General features: G+C 67.5%; 12 protein-coding genes. 6 read left to right on the forward strand and 6 right to left on the reverse strand.

Annotated elements, in window-relative coordinates; genetic code table 11:
* The first annotated feature begins 29 nt into the window (after window positions 1-29).
* A complete protein-coding gene (locus HMPREF3115_RS17845; RefSeq protein WP_070555462.1) occupies window positions 30-1,973 on the forward strand; it encodes a tetratricopeptide repeat protein in 1,944 nt (647 codons plus the stop codon).
* Window positions 1,974-2,069: 96 nt separating this feature from the next.
* Window positions 2,070-2,732 (forward strand): acetyltransferase, encoded by a 663-nt coding sequence (locus HMPREF3115_RS17850; RefSeq protein ID WP_070555478.1) that lies wholly within the window; start codon window positions 2,070-2,072, stop codon window positions 2,730-2,732.
* An 11-nt stretch (window positions 2,733-2,743) separates the two neighbouring features.
* Here the strand turns inward: HMPREF3115_RS17850 and vioA are convergent, their stop codons facing one another.
* The 5 genes from vioA to HMPREF3115_RS17875 all read right to left on the reverse strand — a co-directional run bounded on the left by vioA (window position 2,744) and on the right by HMPREF3115_RS17875 (window position 9,626).
* The gene (gene vioA / locus HMPREF3115_RS17855; protein ID WP_006411258.1) at window positions 2,744-3,886 is read right to left on the reverse strand and encodes a dTDP-4-amino-4,6-dideoxy-D-glucose aminotransferase VioA; all 1,143 of its coding nucleotides are present in this window, start codon (window positions 3,884-3,886) and stop codon (window positions 2,744-2,746) included.
* A 27-nt stretch (window positions 3,887-3,913) separates the two neighbouring features.
* Window positions 3,914-6,253: a tetratricopeptide repeat protein gene (locus HMPREF3115_RS17860; protein WP_070555465.1), complete on the reverse strand. Its 2,340-nt coding sequence runs from the start codon at window positions 6,251-6,253 to the stop codon at window positions 3,914-3,916.
* Between the two features lie 250 nt (window positions 6,254-6,503).
* On the reverse strand, window positions 6,504-6,803 hold the full coding sequence (gene fliT, locus HMPREF3115_RS17865) for a flagellar protein FliT (RefSeq protein ID WP_006416873.1): 300 nt from the start codon (window positions 6,801-6,803) through the stop codon (window positions 6,504-6,506).
* A 25-nt stretch (window positions 6,804-6,828) separates the two neighbouring features.
* On the reverse strand, window positions 6,829-8,337 hold the full coding sequence (fliD, locus tag HMPREF3115_RS17870) for a flagellar filament capping protein FliD (protein ID WP_070555468.1): 1,509 nt from the start codon (window positions 8,335-8,337) through the stop codon (window positions 6,829-6,831).
* A 131-nt stretch (window positions 8,338-8,468) separates the two neighbouring features.
* Complete coding sequence (locus HMPREF3115_RS17875) at window positions 8,469-9,626, reverse strand: flagellin (RefSeq protein WP_053296693.1); 1,158 nt, start codon at window positions 9,624-9,626, stop codon at window positions 8,469-8,471.
* Between HMPREF3115_RS17875 and HMPREF3115_RS30970 the strand changes: the two genes are divergently transcribed.
* The 3 genes from HMPREF3115_RS30970 to HMPREF3115_RS17885 all read left to right on the forward strand — a co-directional run bounded on the left by HMPREF3115_RS30970 (window position 9,625) and on the right by HMPREF3115_RS17885 (window position 11,968).
* Window positions 9,625-9,888 (forward strand): hypothetical protein, encoded by a 264-nt coding sequence (locus HMPREF3115_RS30970; RefSeq protein ID WP_141751695.1) that lies wholly within the window; start codon window positions 9,625-9,627, stop codon window positions 9,886-9,888. The genes HMPREF3115_RS17875 and HMPREF3115_RS30970 overlap by 2 nt on opposite strands.
* A 248-nt stretch (window positions 9,889-10,136) precedes the next feature.
* Window positions 10,137-10,349: a 30S ribosomal protein S21 gene (rpsU, locus tag HMPREF3115_RS17880; RefSeq protein WP_006401410.1), complete on the forward strand. Its 213-nt coding sequence runs from the start codon at window positions 10,137-10,139 to the stop codon at window positions 10,347-10,349.
* Between the two features lie 380 nt (window positions 10,350-10,729).
* Window positions 10,730-11,968, forward strand: a complete 1,239-nt coding sequence (locus HMPREF3115_RS17885; RefSeq protein WP_070555470.1) for a PepSY-associated TM helix domain-containing protein — start codon at window positions 10,730-10,732, stop codon at window positions 11,966-11,968.
* Between the two features lie 37 nt (window positions 11,969-12,005).
* Here the strand turns inward: HMPREF3115_RS17885 and HMPREF3115_RS17890 are convergent, their stop codons facing one another.
* Window positions 12,006-12,608: a DNA-3-methyladenine glycosylase I gene (locus HMPREF3115_RS17890; RefSeq protein ID WP_070555473.1), complete on the reverse strand. Its 603-nt coding sequence runs from the start codon at window positions 12,606-12,608 to the stop codon at window positions 12,006-12,008.
* A gap of 142 nt (window positions 12,609-12,750) precedes the next feature.
* Here HMPREF3115_RS17890 and HMPREF3115_RS17895 point away from each other — a divergent pair, with 142 nt between their 5' ends.
* Entirely contained in the window at window positions 12,751-13,635 is an 885-nt protein-coding gene (locus tag HMPREF3115_RS17895) for a glucosamine kinase nucleotide-binding domain-containing protein (protein WP_070555476.1), read from the forward strand.
* Window positions 13,636-13,858: the final 223 nt, after the last annotated feature.

Consider the following 13,858-nt stretch of genomic DNA (forward strand, 5'->3'; position numbering starts at 1 on the left):
CGCGCGCACGGCCCTTTGCCTCGCCTCCGATGATGACGCCCGTTTCCGCCGATTCCGCGCCCGTTCAACGCGCCGCGACCCTATGCCAGAACGGCCAGTTCGCTGCCGCGCTGTCGCTCGTCGCGCCGTTGCTCGACACGCCCGCGGCCGATGCCATGGCTCTGCATGTCGCGGCCGTCTGCGCGCTCGGCCTGAGCCTGCACGCGGATGCGGAGCACTGGTGGCGGCGTGCGATCGACACGATGCCGGCATTCGAGCCCCCTTACGATGGCCTCTGCGCCTTGCTCGTATCGCAGCAGCGATACGCCGACGCCGAAGTCGCGCTGCGTCGCCAACTCGAGTCGGTCGAGCCGCTGCGCGCGTCGCATCATCATCGGCTCGGCAAGCTGCTCGAAATGCTCGGCCGCTTCGGCGAGGCCGAACAGGCGTTTGGGCAGGCACTGCTGCTCGAGCCGCAGTCGGCGGAGGTGCTGAACGATCTCGGCAACGTGCTGCGTGTCGTCGGCCGGCAGGCCGAGGCCGAGCTCGCGTATCGGCTCGCGATCGCCGTGCGTTCCGATCACGCGCTCGCCCATGCGAATCTCGGCGCGGTCCTCGTCGACATGCAGCGCCTGCCCGAAGCGGAAGCCGCGAGCCGGCAAGCGCTCGCCCTGTGCCCCGATCATCCGGAGGCGCATTACAACCTCGGCGTCGCGCTGCAGAATCTCGATCGTCTCGCCGAAGCGGAAGCGGCGTATCGCGAAGCGATTCGCTGCCGCCCCGGCCTGGCACAGGCGCACAACAATCTCGGCTGCGTGCTGCGCGCGCAGGGACGCCACGACGAAGCGATGGCCGTCTTCGCCGACGCGCTCGCGCTTGCGCCGCAGATGGCCGAAGTGCACTACAACCTCGGCGCGACGTTCGCGCATGCCGGGCGCTTCGCGGAGGCGGAGCGCGCATACCGCCGCGCGCTCGAACTGCGCGGCGACTATGCGGACGCGCAGTTCGGCCTCGCGACGCTGCTGCTCGGTCTCGGCCGGTTCGACGAAGGCTGGCGGCGCTATGAATCGCGCTACGCGCAGTCGACGTTCGTTCATCGGCGCACGCGCGAGATACTGCGATGCGCGCAGTGGCAGGGCGAGCCGCTCGACGGCCGCACGCTGCTCGTGTGGCAGGAGGATGGCCTCGGCGACATGCTGCAGTTCAGCCGCTATTTCGCCGAGTTTCGCGCGCGGGGCGCCGCGCGTGTGGTGTTCGCGTGTCAGCCGGCGCTGCATCGGCTCATGGAAACGGTCGACGGCATCGACGCGGTGCTCGATCACGACGCGGCCATCGCGCGTTCGCCCGAATTCGACTACTGGACGAGCCCGCTCAGCGCACCGCTGCATGCAGGGACGACGCTCGACACGATTCCGCCGCCGGTGCGGCTCGTGCCCGATCCGGAGCGCGTCGCGCGGTGGCGGGCGCGGCTGGACGCGCTGCCTGCCGGTCCGCGTGTCGGTCTCGTCTGGAAAGGCAACCCCAAGCATCACAACGACGCGCATCGGTCGCTGCCGTCGCTCGCGTTGCTGACACCGTTGTGGAGCGTGCCCGGCGTGCAGTTCGTGAGCCTGCAGAAGGGGCAGGGCGAAGACGAGGCGCGCATGCCGCCGGGCGGCCTGCCGCTCCTGCATCTCGGTTCGGAGATCGGCGATTTCGCCGATACGGCGGCGATCGTCGCGCAACTCGATCTCGTGGTCTGCGTCGACACGTCGATCGCGCATCTCGCGGCGTCGCTCGGCAAACCGTGCTGGGTGCTGTTGCCGAATCAGGACGTCGACTGGCGCTGGCTGCACGAGCGCGACGATTCGCCGTGGTATCCGGGCACGATGCGGCTGTTTCGACGCGGGCGCGAGGAAAGCTGGATCAGGGTGGCCGAGCGCTTGCGGGAGGCGTTTGCGGCGTATTTTGCGAACCATCGTACCGCGGCGAACGAGCCGGCCCGTGTCGGCTGACGACGCATTGCACGTAGCGTGCCGCTTGGGCACGCCGTGCACGACCGTGCGACGGCACTCATCGCATTTTTGTTTTTCCGTTCAATCGAGGCACGCGTGGACAACATCGTGATCGTGGGTTCGTCGGGGCACGCCAAAGTCGTGATCGACATCGTCGAGCAGGCCGGTCGGTACCGGATTGCCGGCTTGATCGATTCGTTTCGATCGCGCGGCGAGCAGACGCTCGGTTATCCGGTGCTCGGCGCCGAGCGCGACTTGCCGCAACTGGTCGGCGCGCATCGGGTCACGGGCGTGCTGGTCGCCATCGGCGACAACCATGCGCGCGAGCAAGTGACGGCGACGCTCGCGTCGATCGTGCCGGATCTTCCGCACGTGACGGCCATTCATCCTGCCGCGCGGGTCGGCAAGGCTTCGACGATCGGCGCGGGTACGGTCGTGATGGCGGGGGCCGTGATCAATCCGTGCTGTGCGATCGGCGCAGCGTGCATCGTCAACACGAATGCGTCGCTCGATCACGACGGTGCCATGGAGGACTTCTCGAGCCTCGCGCCGGGCGTCGTGACGGGCGGCAACTGCCGGATCGGACGCGGCGCGGCGATCGGCCTCGGCGCGATGCTGCGGCACCGGATCGCGGTGGGCGAGCACGCTGTCGTCGGCGCGGGCGCCGTGGTGTTGCGCGACGTCGACCCGTACACGGTCGCATACGGGAATCCGGCGCGCCGGATTCGCGAACGTGCGGCGGGCGAGCGCTATCTATGAATGTCGCGGGCTCAGCCGGCGATCAGATCGACGATGCGGTGGACCATCGCATCGGTCAGCGCCGGATAGATCGGCAGGCATAGCACCTTGCGCGACGCCTCGGACGCGACGGGCAGGTTGTCGCGGTTCGCGGACGGCAAGCCGCGATACATCGGGAACTCCGAAATCAACGGATGGAAGTAGCGGCGCGCGTAGACGTCGTAGTCGCGCAGCTTGCGATAGAGCGCATCGCGGTCGAGCGGATATGCTTCGTCGACGAGGATCGCGAAATACGCGTAGTTCGCGACCGCATGGTCGCCGCGCGGCAGGCAGCGAATCCCGCGCACGTCGCTCAGCAGCGTGCGGTACAGCGTGTCGATCTCGCGGCGGCGCGCAAGCGCGGCGTCGATGTGCTGCAGCTGCAGCATCCCGAACGCGGCGTTGATCTCGCTCATTTTCCCGTTGATGCCGGGCGCGACGACCGTGACTTCGTCGACGAACCCGAAATTCTTCAGATGGTCGATCCGCTGCTTGGTCTTCGCGTCGGGGCAGATGATCGCGCCGCCTTCGAACGTGTTGAACACCTTCGTCGCATGGAAGCTCAGCACCGACAAATCGCCGTGGGTCAGCACGCTGCCGGTGTCGGTGCGTACGCCGAACGCATGCGCGGCGTCGTAAATCACGCGCAGGTTGTAGTTGTCGGCGATCTTCTGAATTGCGTCGACGTCGCACGGATTGCCGTAGCAATGCACGGGCATGATCGCGGTGGTTTGCGGCGTGATGGCCGCCTCGATGCGCGCCGGGTCGAGGTTCAGCGTGCCGGGCGTCACGTCGACGAATACCGGCTTGATGCCGTTCCACAGCAGCGAATGCGCGGTCGCGACGAACGAATACGGCGTCGTGATGACCTCGCCGTTGATGCGCAGCGCCTGCAGCGCGGTCACGAGCGCGAGCGTGCCGTTGGCGAACAGCGACAGATACGGAACGCCGAGATACTCGCAGAGCGCGCGCTCGAACTGCTGGTGGAACGGGCCGCCGTTGGTGAGCGTCCTGCTTTCCCAGATCTTCTCGAGGTACGGCAGGAAGTCTTCGAGCGGCGGCAAGTGCGGTTGCGTGACGTAGATGCGTTCGTTCGGCAATTGCGCGACGGACGAGGCGGGCAGGCTGGCGGTCATGGCGGTCTCTCTCGAATGGCGCGGCGATCAGGCGTCGACCGTATCGGGCACGGCGGCCGCATCGTCGAACAACGGCGTATCGAATGCTGTGGCGGGTTCGCCTGCGCACCAGCGCCGCCACATCGTGCGCAGCGCCGACGACAGACCCGCCGCGACGACGGCCGGCCGGAACGCAGCCGACTGCGCGCAGCGCGCGCGAAGACCCGTGCGCAGCACGTGCAGCGCGGCGGTGTCGCGGCCGAGCGCGACGGCCTTCGCGACGAAGTCGTCCTCGTCCTTCGCAATATATTCGTCGAGCCGGACGTGCTGCAGCCAGCCGGCGCTACCGCGCCCGGCCACCGTCGAGCCGGGGATCGTCACGGTGGGAACGCCCATCCAGAGCGCATTCAGCGTGGTCGTCGAACCGGTGTACGGAAAGGCATCGAGGCAAAGGTCCACGCCGTGATGCTGCTGCATGTAGACGGGGATGTTCGAGCGCGGATGAAATGTCAGACGGCTCGCGTCGATGCCGGCCGCGGCGAACCATTCGGTCAGCGTGCGCTGATCGCCGGCATTGCCGATCGCGCCGAGCGCCATGCGTGCCGTCGGGTCCGCATGCAGCACGCGCGCCCACACCGCGACGACTCGCGGGCTCAGCTTGTTCAGGCGGTTGAAGCTGCCGTACGTCGTATAGCCGTTGTGCAACGCGGGCAGCGCATTGACCGGCGGGCAGTGCGGCGGCGGCATGAACGGCGCGATCGCGGGCAGCCGCACGATCTGCTCGACGAATTGATCGTCGAATACGCCGTGCGGCGCAACGAATCGATCGGTGAGGTAATAGTCCATCGACGCGAGGCCGGTCGTCGCCGGATAGCCGATCCAGGACGCCTGCACCGGCGCCGCACGTTGCGCGAGCGCGACGAGCCGATTGCGTCCGGTGTGGCCCGAGAGATCGATCGCGATGTCGATCCGGTCGCTGCGAACGCGCTCGAGGAACGCGTGATCGCTCATGCCGGCGACGTTGCGCCAGCCTGCCGCACAGGCCTTGAAGCGTTCGGATGTCTGATCTTCTTCGACATGGTTGTGATAGAAGTGCATCGCGATGCCGGTGTCGGCGGCGAGATGCTCGATCACGGGAACCGCATAGGACGCCACCGCATGGTTGAACAGGTCGCCCGATACGAAGCCGACCCGAAGCCGGCGTGCCGGGTCGCGCGAATTCGAGAAAGCCGCCGCTCGCTTGCGCTTGCGATCTTCGTAGCGCTGGCCGAACTTGCGATGTTCGGCCACCAGCGCTTGCGGATCGAGATCGCTGCTGTGTGCAAGGCAGAACAGCATGCTGCTGTGCGTGACGCTGTCGGTCGGGTCGATTTCGATTGCACGGCGAAGCCAGCCGAGTGCTTCCTGGGTCGCACCGAGTTCGAGCAGCAGGAAGCCGAGCGTGCCGTTCGGTGCCGCGGCGTTGGGCGCGAGTTCGACCGCGCGCCGGCATGCGGCGATCGCTTCGTCTGCGCGACGCAGCGCGAACAACACGAGGCCGTGGATGCGGAGCGCTTCCGCGTGATCCGGCCGCAATTCCAGCAGGCGTCGGCACGTGTCGTCGGCTTCCGCGAGGCGGTTCATCACCCGCAGCGTGTCGGCGAGCAGGATCCGCACGAGCACTTCGTCGGGCAGCAGCGCGATGGTGCGCAGACCGGCATCGATCATCTCGGCATAGCGGCCGCTCTTGTGCAGCGATGCGGACAGCGCGCGCCAGCACGCACCATCGTCCGGGTATTCCGCGACGAGCCGTTGTGCATGTGCGGTGGCTTCGTCGTGCTTGCCCTTCTCGAACAGTGCCGCATGCTTTTGCAACTGATGCGCACTCGCGCGGCGAACCGCCTTGCCGGCGCCGTTCGGTGCGGCCGCTTCGGCGACAGTCTCGGCCACGATCGCCGCGCCGACGCCCGTGGGCGCAATCGCTGCCGCGGCCGTCGCGAGCCGCGCGTCCGGCATGGCCATCTGGGCGATCAGTCCGTCGAGCGCAGGACCGCGCACGCCGCGCTGCTGGGCGATCTCGACCGCAATCCAGGCGGCCGGCGTTTGTCCGCTGCGATGCAGTGCATGGATGTAGCTGACCCAGTAGTAGCCGTTCGCCGGATTCGCGCCGAGCGCGGCTTCGAAATGCGGCAGCGCGTCGGCCGGCCGGCCCGTATCGACCAGCAGGACCGCGAGGTTGTAGCGGGCGTCCGCATGCGCGGGCATCGCATCGAGGATTGCTTCGTACAGCGCCTGCGCTTCGGCAAACGCGCCGCTGCGCTGGCGCTCGAGCGCGTTTTCCATGACGAGCGCGATATCCTGCGCGAGCTGCTGTTCGGGCGTGAGCGTGGCCGGGGCGGACGGGGGCATGATCGAATCTGCGGAAAGTCGGTCCCTACGATTATGGGTAGCGGGCCGCCGCGCCGATGCCGCGAGGTGACGGTAAAAGCACGGTCAGTTTGGGCAATTGACCGGCGAGCGGCGGCGCGGCGACACGGCGTGCGACACGCAAAAAAACGCCCGCGCGAGGCGGGCGGAGTCGAACGAGCGCGCCCTCACATCAGCGCGTTGTTCTTGTTGTCGGGTGGGCCGCACGGTCACGCGCGGCAGCCGGCGCGCGTCAGCGGCTGGCGATGTTCTGGTATTGGCCGGCGGCCTGCACGCGGCTCATCGCGGCCTGGTATTCGTCGGCGAGTTCGCGCTGTGCGCGCTGCGCATCGGCGAAGATGCGCTCGTTGCTGGCCTGCATGCGGCGGATCGCGGCGATGCCGGCGGGCGGCTGGTCGGCCGAGAGCGACGCGACGAGCGGCTCGCGCGCCGTGGCGAGGCGTGCCGCCTCGGTCCAGTCGGCCATCGCGGCCGCGTGCTCGATCGCATCGGTAAGCGCGTCGAGCTGCGCGATCAGTTCGGTCTGTTCCATCGTGGCTCCCGGGTCCGGATTGCGCTCAGCTCTTGTTGCTCGACAGCGCGCCGGCACTGTTGGCGCCGCCGAACAGCTGCGTCAGGTACTGCGAGTTGTTGTTCATCGTCGCCATCAGCGTATTGAGCGCCGTGAACTGCGCCTGGTACTGGCTCGTCAGCTGCGCCGCATAGGTCGACAGCGCCGTCTGCTGCTGCGCGACGCTCTTCAGGTCGTTGCTGAGCGCTGTCGTCCGCGCGGCGATCAGTCCGTTCGTCTTCGTGTAGTTCGTGATGCTGGTCGTCAGCTGCTCGCCGATGCCGTTCGTCGAGTTGAACAGCGACGCGACGCCCGTCGGATTGTTCTGCAGCGCGCTATTGAGCGCCGTGCTGTCGACCTGCAGCGTGCCGTCGGCCTGCAGCGTGACGCCGATCGACGCGAGGTTCACGGTCGAGCCGTTGCTCGTGACGCCGCCGGCGACGATCGACGCCAGCGCATTGCGGATCGTGTTCAGCGTCGAGTCGCCCAGCAGCGGGCCCTGCGACGACGCGCCGGACGTGAAGCTCGACAGCGAGCCCATCGTCGTGACGAGCGTGTTGTACAGCGTCGCGAAATTGCTGATCGCGTTGGCCTGGCTCTTCGTATCGGCCGCGACGGTCAGCGTCATCGGCTGCGTCGCGCTGACGGCCGCGGCGGTCAGGTTCAGCGTGACGCCGGTGATCGCGCCCGTCACGGCATTGGTCGCGCTCGTGCCGGCAATCCCGTTGATCGTGAAGGCGGCGTCCTGCGCCGCGGTACTTTGCTTCCACGCGGCGCTGCCGTTCGCGGACATGATCGTCGACTGCCCGCCCGTCGTGCTGGCCGTCGACGTGACACCGAGGCTCGACAGCCCTTTGTCGTTGGCGACGTTGCTGAGCGAGACGCTGATCGTGTTGGCCGCGCCCGTCGGCGTCGAGCTGAGCACGAGATGCGCGCCGTCGCTGCCGTTGACGACCGACGCGACGATGCCCGGGTTGCCGGTCGCGTTGTTGATCGCGGCGGCGATGCCGGACAGCGTGTTGTTCGCGCTGTTGACGTCGACGGTGAACGACTGGCTGCCGAGCGACAGCGTCATCGTGCCGGTGCCGAGCGCGGTCGACGCACCGAATGCGGCCGACGACAGCGACTGCGACGTCGCGATCTGCGTGACGCCGACCGAGTAGCTGCCCGCAACGGCGCCGGCGCCCGCGGTCGCCGTGAGGCCGGTGCCGCTTGCGGTAGCGGTGAAGGTGTTCTGCAGCGAGCCGTTCGACAGTGTCGTGAGGCCGGCCTGCAAGGCGCTCAGCGCGGCCGACAGGGCGCCGAACGCGGAAATCTGGGTGTTGTCGCTGGTCTGCTGCGCGGTGAGCGCGGCGGCCTGACCGGCGGTCTTCGCATTGACGAGCGCCGTCACGAGCGAGTTCACGTCCATCGACGAGTTGCCGGTCGAACCGCTGATGATCGATTGCGCAGCTTGCTGCAGCAGGCTGTTGGCCGAGTTGGTGGCGGAAGTGACGGCGGAGTTGATCGTCGACATCGTAGTGCTCCGTGCGGCGGTGAATGCATGAAATCGGTGAAGAAGGTTCGGCGGCGACAGGTGCGGTCGCACGCCGGATGCAGGCAGCCGGGCCGCGCATTGCGCGGGCCCGGCCGTCGGTTGCTACGCGATTACTGCAGGAGCTTCAGGACCTGCTGCGGCAGCGAGTTCGCCTGTGCGAGCACCGAGATGCCGGCTTGCTGCAGCACCTGGTTCTTCGACATGTTCGCGGTTTCCTGCGCGAAGTTCGCGTCGGTGATCTGCGACTGAGCGGACGACAGGTCGGTGGACTCGGCCTGCTGCGCGGTTGCGATCGCCGTGAAGCGGTTTTGTGCCGCGCCGAGCGCTGCCTGCAGGTTGTTCACGGTCTGCAGCGCGTTGTCGATCGAGACCATCGCGACGTTCGCGCCGCTGACCGTGCTGATGTCGAGGTTCGACACGGTCGCCGGCTTGTTGACGGCGTTGATTTGCGCAACGGCGTTCGCGATCGCCGTGAGCGAAGCTTGCGACATGCTCGAGCTGGTCGCGCCTGCGCTGATCGAGATCTGCGTGACGCTTGCGCCGTTCGATGCCGTGCCGGCCGACGTCGAGAAGATCGCCGCTGCCGTTGCGCCGGTGATCGCCGTGCCGTTCTGGTCGGTGAACGTGAAGCCGCCCTTGCCGTCGGACAGCACGTTGACTGCCGTGATGGCTGCGCCCGACGACGTGTATACGCCGCTCGAGTCGAGGCTGAGGCCCGTGACCGTGCCGACCGTCTGGCCTGCCTGCACGAGGCCGCCGCCGATCTGGGCTGCCGACATGCTCTGGCTCAGGTCCAGCGAGATCGTCTGGCCGACGTTCGCGCCGACCTGGAACGACACGATGCCGGCGTTGCCGTTCAGGATGTTCGTGCCGTTGTACGTCGTTTGCGACGCGATACGGTTCACTTCCTGAATCTGTTGCGCGACTTCCTGTTGCAGCGCGGCCTGGTCGGTCGACGACATCGTGCCCGTCGATGCCTGCACGGCCAGCTGGCGGATACGCTGCAGGCTGTTCGTCAGCGACGACAGCGCGCTCGATGCGGTCTGGATCATCGACACGCCGTCGTTTGCGTTCGACACGCCCTGATTCAGGCCGTTGATCTGCGTTTGCATCCGCGTCGAGATCGCGAGACCCGCTGCGTCGTCCGCTGCGCTGTTGATGCGCTTGCCCGACGACAGACGCGTGATCGCTTGCGACAGCGCGTTCTGCGAACCGTTCAGGTTCTGCTGTGCGACCAGCGAGTTGATGTTGCTATTGATTCCGAGCATGGAAAAATCTCCTGTTAAGCCGAAAGCCTTGGAAAGCCGTTTTGGCGTCGGCGGAAGCACTCGTTCATTGCTGGCCGCCTCAGAGCAGGATTTCGGCGGCACAAAACAAAACTTGAGGGGATCGAGGAGATTCGGCCCGATTTTTATGTCGAAGGGTCGGATTGCTGTGCCGCGATGGCGGTCGGACGCGGAGCGCGCCGTGGCGTCGCCCCTTTTGTCGCTCGCCCAAGCGCGGACGACAAAAGGGTGGTTTTGTCTGTGATTCCCTGCTATGATGGCGGGCTGAATTGAGATTTCTGTCACGCCTTTGCCGTTTTCGGCATGTCTGCTGGCAGTCAAACGCGGCGCTGCACGCGGCTTGTGAAGCGTACTCGCGGTGCTTTCCGCCTCTCTTTTCCGGCCTCCGAGGCCGTATTTCCGCTCGTTTCGCCTGTTGTGGGAACGCCCGGATGGCCGGTGCGTGGCGCTTGGCCGCTACGTTTTTGACCGTTTAAGCAATTTAGGAACGACATGACGACGATTCTTCTGAAAGAAAACGAGCCGTTCGAAGTGGCGATTCGCCGCTTTCGTCGCGCTATCGAAAAAAATGGCCTGATCGCTGAACTGCGCGAGCGCCAGTCCTACGAAAAGCCGACCGCAGTCCGCAAGCGCAAGAAGGCAGCAGCCGTCAAGCGTCTGCACAAGCGCCTGCGCAGCCAGATGCTGCCGAAGAAGCTCCACTAAGAGCATCTGACGGTTCGCCGCGAAACGGCGGAGCGTGCTTCGAAAGAAGCCGCTCCGCCGTTTTGCTTTTGAGGCGCGGAAAGCGTCTGCTCGATCCGGTCGGGTGCCGGCGTCGAGTTATCCGAACCACGGTGTGACGTAACGCAAATCGATTCACGCGAACGAAACGAAAGTAAGAATCATTTGCATTGCGTTAGAATGTCGCGCGTTGTCACTCCATCCGCAACACGCGCAACGCTGCGATGCCGCGCATGCGGGCTTCCGCGCCCGTGAGTCGCCGCCGCAAACGCCCGCCGCGTGTGCGTAGCTTCCATGATCCGCCATCTGTCCCTTCCGGGCCATCGTTCGATTCGGCCCGCTCGCCATCCGCGGTGTACGCAATGAATGCGTTCGTGCGACCGCTGTTCGTCCGCCTGCATCGATGGTTCGGCCTCGCCACCGCGCTGTTTTTGTTCGTCGCGGGACTCACCGGCGCGCTGATCGCCTGGGATCACGAACTCGACGCGGCGCTGAACCGCGACTTCTACGTCGCGCGCAGCGGCGGGAAGCCGCTTTCGCCGCTCGCGCTCGCCGAGCGGATCGAAGCGGCCGACCCGCGCGTGCAGGTGACCTATCTGCCGCTCGCCGTCGAGCCCGGCCATACGCTGCAGGCCGGCGTGATGGCGCGTACCGATCCGGCGACGGGGCAGCCGTATGCGATCGATTTCAACCAGATCGCCGTCGACCCGGCGACCGGCGCCGTGCAGGCGCGCCGCGAATGGGGCGCACTGTCGCTCGCGCGGCTCGATCTGATTCCGTTCATCTACCGGCTGCATTACTCGCTGTTTCTGCCCGTGTACGGCAGCGTGAACTTCGGCTTCTGGGTGATGGGCGTCGTCGGCATCGTATGGGCGTTCGACAGTCTGATCGCGCTCGTGCTGGCCTTTCCGAGCATGAAAAGCTGGCGCAAGTCGTTCGCGTTCCGCGTGCGGCGCGGCGGCTACCCGCTCGTGTTCGACCTGCATCGGTCGGGCGGCGTGTGGGTGTGGGGGCTGCTGCTCGTCGTCGCGATCACGTCGATCTCGATGAACCTCGGCAACCCGGTTGTGCGTCCGCTCGTGTCGCTGTTCTCGCCGCTGTCGGAGACGCCGTATACGAACCCCGAGCATTTCCCGCCCGCGCCGCCGGGCAGCAAGGTGCTCGCGCGCGAGCGCATCGTCGAACTCGCCGGCCCGGCGGCCCGCGACGCGGGAATCGCGGCGCCGCCCGGCGCGCTGCTCTACGCGCCGGCGATGAACGTCTATGCGGTCGGCTTCTTCGAGCCGGGCAACGACCACGGCGATGCCGGTCTCGGCAACGCGTGGCTGTACTGGGACGCCGTCACGGGCAAGCCCGTCGCGGCGCAGCTGCCGGGGCGCGGCTCGTTCGGCGACCTCTTCATGCAGGCGCAGTTTCCGCTGCATTCGGGGCGGATCGCCGGCGTGGCGGGGCGCGTCGCGGTCAGTGTGCTCGGCATCGTCATCGCGATGCTCAGCGTGACGGGCATCTGCATCTGGGTGAAGAAGCGGAGCGCACGCGTGCGGGCGGCGCGCAGCGCGTCCAGGACAGCCGTGGCCGCTTCGTCGAAGCCTGCGCGCTGATTTGCCGAACGGCGGCCGCCAAGGTGCCGCCGACTCGTCAGCCGGCTTCGCGTGCGCTCGCCGGCTGCTTGCCGCCGAGCGCCGCGCATCGCGCATGGCATGGGCAGCCGGCTTCGTGATCGTTGACCATTCCGGTGGCCTGCATCAGCGCGTAGCAGATCGTCGAGCCGACGAACTTGCAGCCGTACGCCTTCAGCGCCTTGCTGAGCGCATCGGAGCGCTCCGTCGACGCCGGTGCGTCTCGATACGACTGCCACGCGTTCTGGATCGGCGTGTGATCGACGAACGACCAGAGGAAGTGCGCGAGCGAACCGTGCTCCTCGCGGATGCGCTGCACCGCGCGCGCATTGGCGACTGCGGCCTCGACCTTCGCGCGGTTGCGCACGATCCCCGGATTCTCGAGCAGCTTCTCGATACGCTTCGGCGTGAAGCGTGCGACGGCGTCGACGTCGAAATCGGCGAATGCGTCGCGGTAACCGACGCGCTTGTTCAGGATCGTCGACCACGACAGGCCGGCCTGCGCGCCTTCGAGGATCAGCATCTCGAACAGATGACGATCGTCGTGCGACGGCACGCCCCACTCGGTGTCGTGATAGTGAGCGTCCGCTTCGGTTTTCACCCAGTTGCATCGCTGCGACATCGTCTGCCTCGCTTCCCGTATCGATTCGATCGCGCCAGCATAGCGGAACGCCTCGGCACCGGATAGCTGGCCGAACGGCAGATGGGCGTGCGCCGCCGATCCGGTTAAGCTTGGCGCCTGTTCGAATCAGCGGGATGAAGGCATGACGGCATTACTTTTTGCGATCGGCATCGACGGCGGCGGCACGGGCACGCGCGCAGTGCTCGCCGATCGGCACGGGCGCGAACTCGCGCAGGGGCGCGGCGGCCCGTCCGGGCTGGGGCTCGGCATCGAGCGCGCATGGGCGTCGATCGCGGCCGCGTGCGCGGACGCATTCACGCGCGCCGGGCTCGCGTTCGACTGGGCGCAGTGCGCGCTCGGCTGCGGGCTGGCGGGTGTCAACAACGCGGCGTGGCTCGCCGCTTTCCGGGCGCAGGCACCGCTCGCGGCGCTCGCGATCGAGAGCGACGCGTATACGACGGTCCTCGGCGCGCACGGCGGCGCACCGGGGCTGATCGTCGCGCTCGGCACCGGCAGCATCGCGGCCGCGCTCGATGCCGACGGCGCATGCCGGATCGCCGGCGGCTTCGGCTTCCCGTCCGGCGACGAGGCGAGCGGCGCGTGGCTCGGCATGCGCGCGCTCGCCTATGCACAACAGGCGCTCGACGGACGCGCGCCGCGCGACGCGTTTGCAGAGGCGCTGCTCGCGGAAACCGGTGCGCAGGATCGCGATGCGCTCGTCCAGTGGTCGTGCGACGCGAACCAGACGGTCTATGCGCGGCTTGCTCCCATCGTGTTCGCGCACCGTTCGCATCCGGTTGCGCACGCATTGATCGCGCAGGCCGGCGACGAGATCGGCAAGATGATCGACGCGCTCGATCCCGGGCAGACGCTGCCGGTCGCCTTATGCGGCGGCCTGGCCGACGCGCTCGCGCCCGCGGTGCCGGCCCGGCATGCGGCGCGGTTGCGCGCGCCGCTCGAGGATTCCGCACACGGCGCGTTGCAGCTCGCACTACGGACGTTGCATGAGGCGGGCGATGGCGGCTGAGCGAGGACGGAGCGCGACGGGCTAGGGCGGGACGCAAGAGCGCAGCCGGGGCGGAACGAGGACGCGGCGGTGACGGGCGGACCGGCACGGGGACAACGCGCGACAGGCGCAGGTGGTACGCGCACTCGCCTATAACGGCGACACGTGCCGCAGCCCCGCAGGCGCCCGAGGCGCGAGGCGGAAGGCCTGAGGCCCGAGGCCCGAGCACCGAGGCCCGAGCACC

Origin of the sequence: Burkholderia sp. HMSC10F09 (genome assembly GCF_001806955.1) — a bacterium.
GTDB classification, from domain to species: domain Bacteria; phylum Pseudomonadota; class Gammaproteobacteria; order Burkholderiales; family Burkholderiaceae; genus Burkholderia; species Burkholderia multivorans.

What these genes read in the sequence shown, in the direction of transcription:
- HMPREF3115_RS17845 (WP_070555462.1), top strand. Translation starts at nt 30, where the DNA reads ATGATGACGCCCGTTTCCGCCGATTCCGCGCCCGTTCAACGCGCCGCG.
- vioA (WP_006411258.1), bottom strand. Translation starts at nt 3,886, where the DNA reads ATGACCGCCAGCCTGCCCGCCTCGTCCGTCGCGCAATTGCCGAACGAA.
- HMPREF3115_RS17860 (WP_070555465.1), bottom strand. Translation starts at nt 6,253, where the DNA reads ATGCCCCCGTCCGCCCCGGCCACGCTCACGCCCGAACAGCAGCTCGCG.
- fliT (WP_006416873.1), bottom strand. Translation starts at nt 6,803, where the DNA reads ATGGAACAGACCGAACTGATCGCGCAGCTCGACGCGCTTACCGATGCG.
- fliD (WP_070555468.1), bottom strand. Translation starts at nt 8,337, where the DNA reads ATGTCGACGATCAACTCCGCCGTCACTTCCGCCACCAACTCGGCCAAC.
- HMPREF3115_RS30970 (WP_141751695.1), top strand. Translation starts at nt 9,625, where the DNA reads ATGGAAAAATCTCCTGTTAAGCCGAAAGCCTTGGAAAGCCGTTTTGGC.
- HMPREF3115_RS17875 (WP_053296693.1), bottom strand. Translation starts at nt 9,626, where the DNA reads ATGCTCGGAATCAATAGCAACATCAACTCGCTGGTCGCACAGCAGAAC.
- rpsU (WP_006401410.1), top strand. Translation starts at nt 10,137, where the DNA reads ATGACGACGATTCTTCTGAAAGAAAACGAGCCGTTCGAAGTGGCGATT.
- HMPREF3115_RS17885 (WP_070555470.1), top strand. Translation starts at nt 10,730, where the DNA reads ATGAATGCGTTCGTGCGACCGCTGTTCGTCCGCCTGCATCGATGGTTC.
- HMPREF3115_RS17890 (WP_070555473.1), bottom strand. Translation starts at nt 12,608, where the DNA reads ATGTCGCAGCGATGCAACTGGGTGAAAACCGAAGCGGACGCTCACTAT.
- HMPREF3115_RS17895 (WP_070555476.1), top strand. Translation starts at nt 12,751, where the DNA reads ATGACGGCATTACTTTTTGCGATCGGCATCGACGGCGGCGGCACGGGC.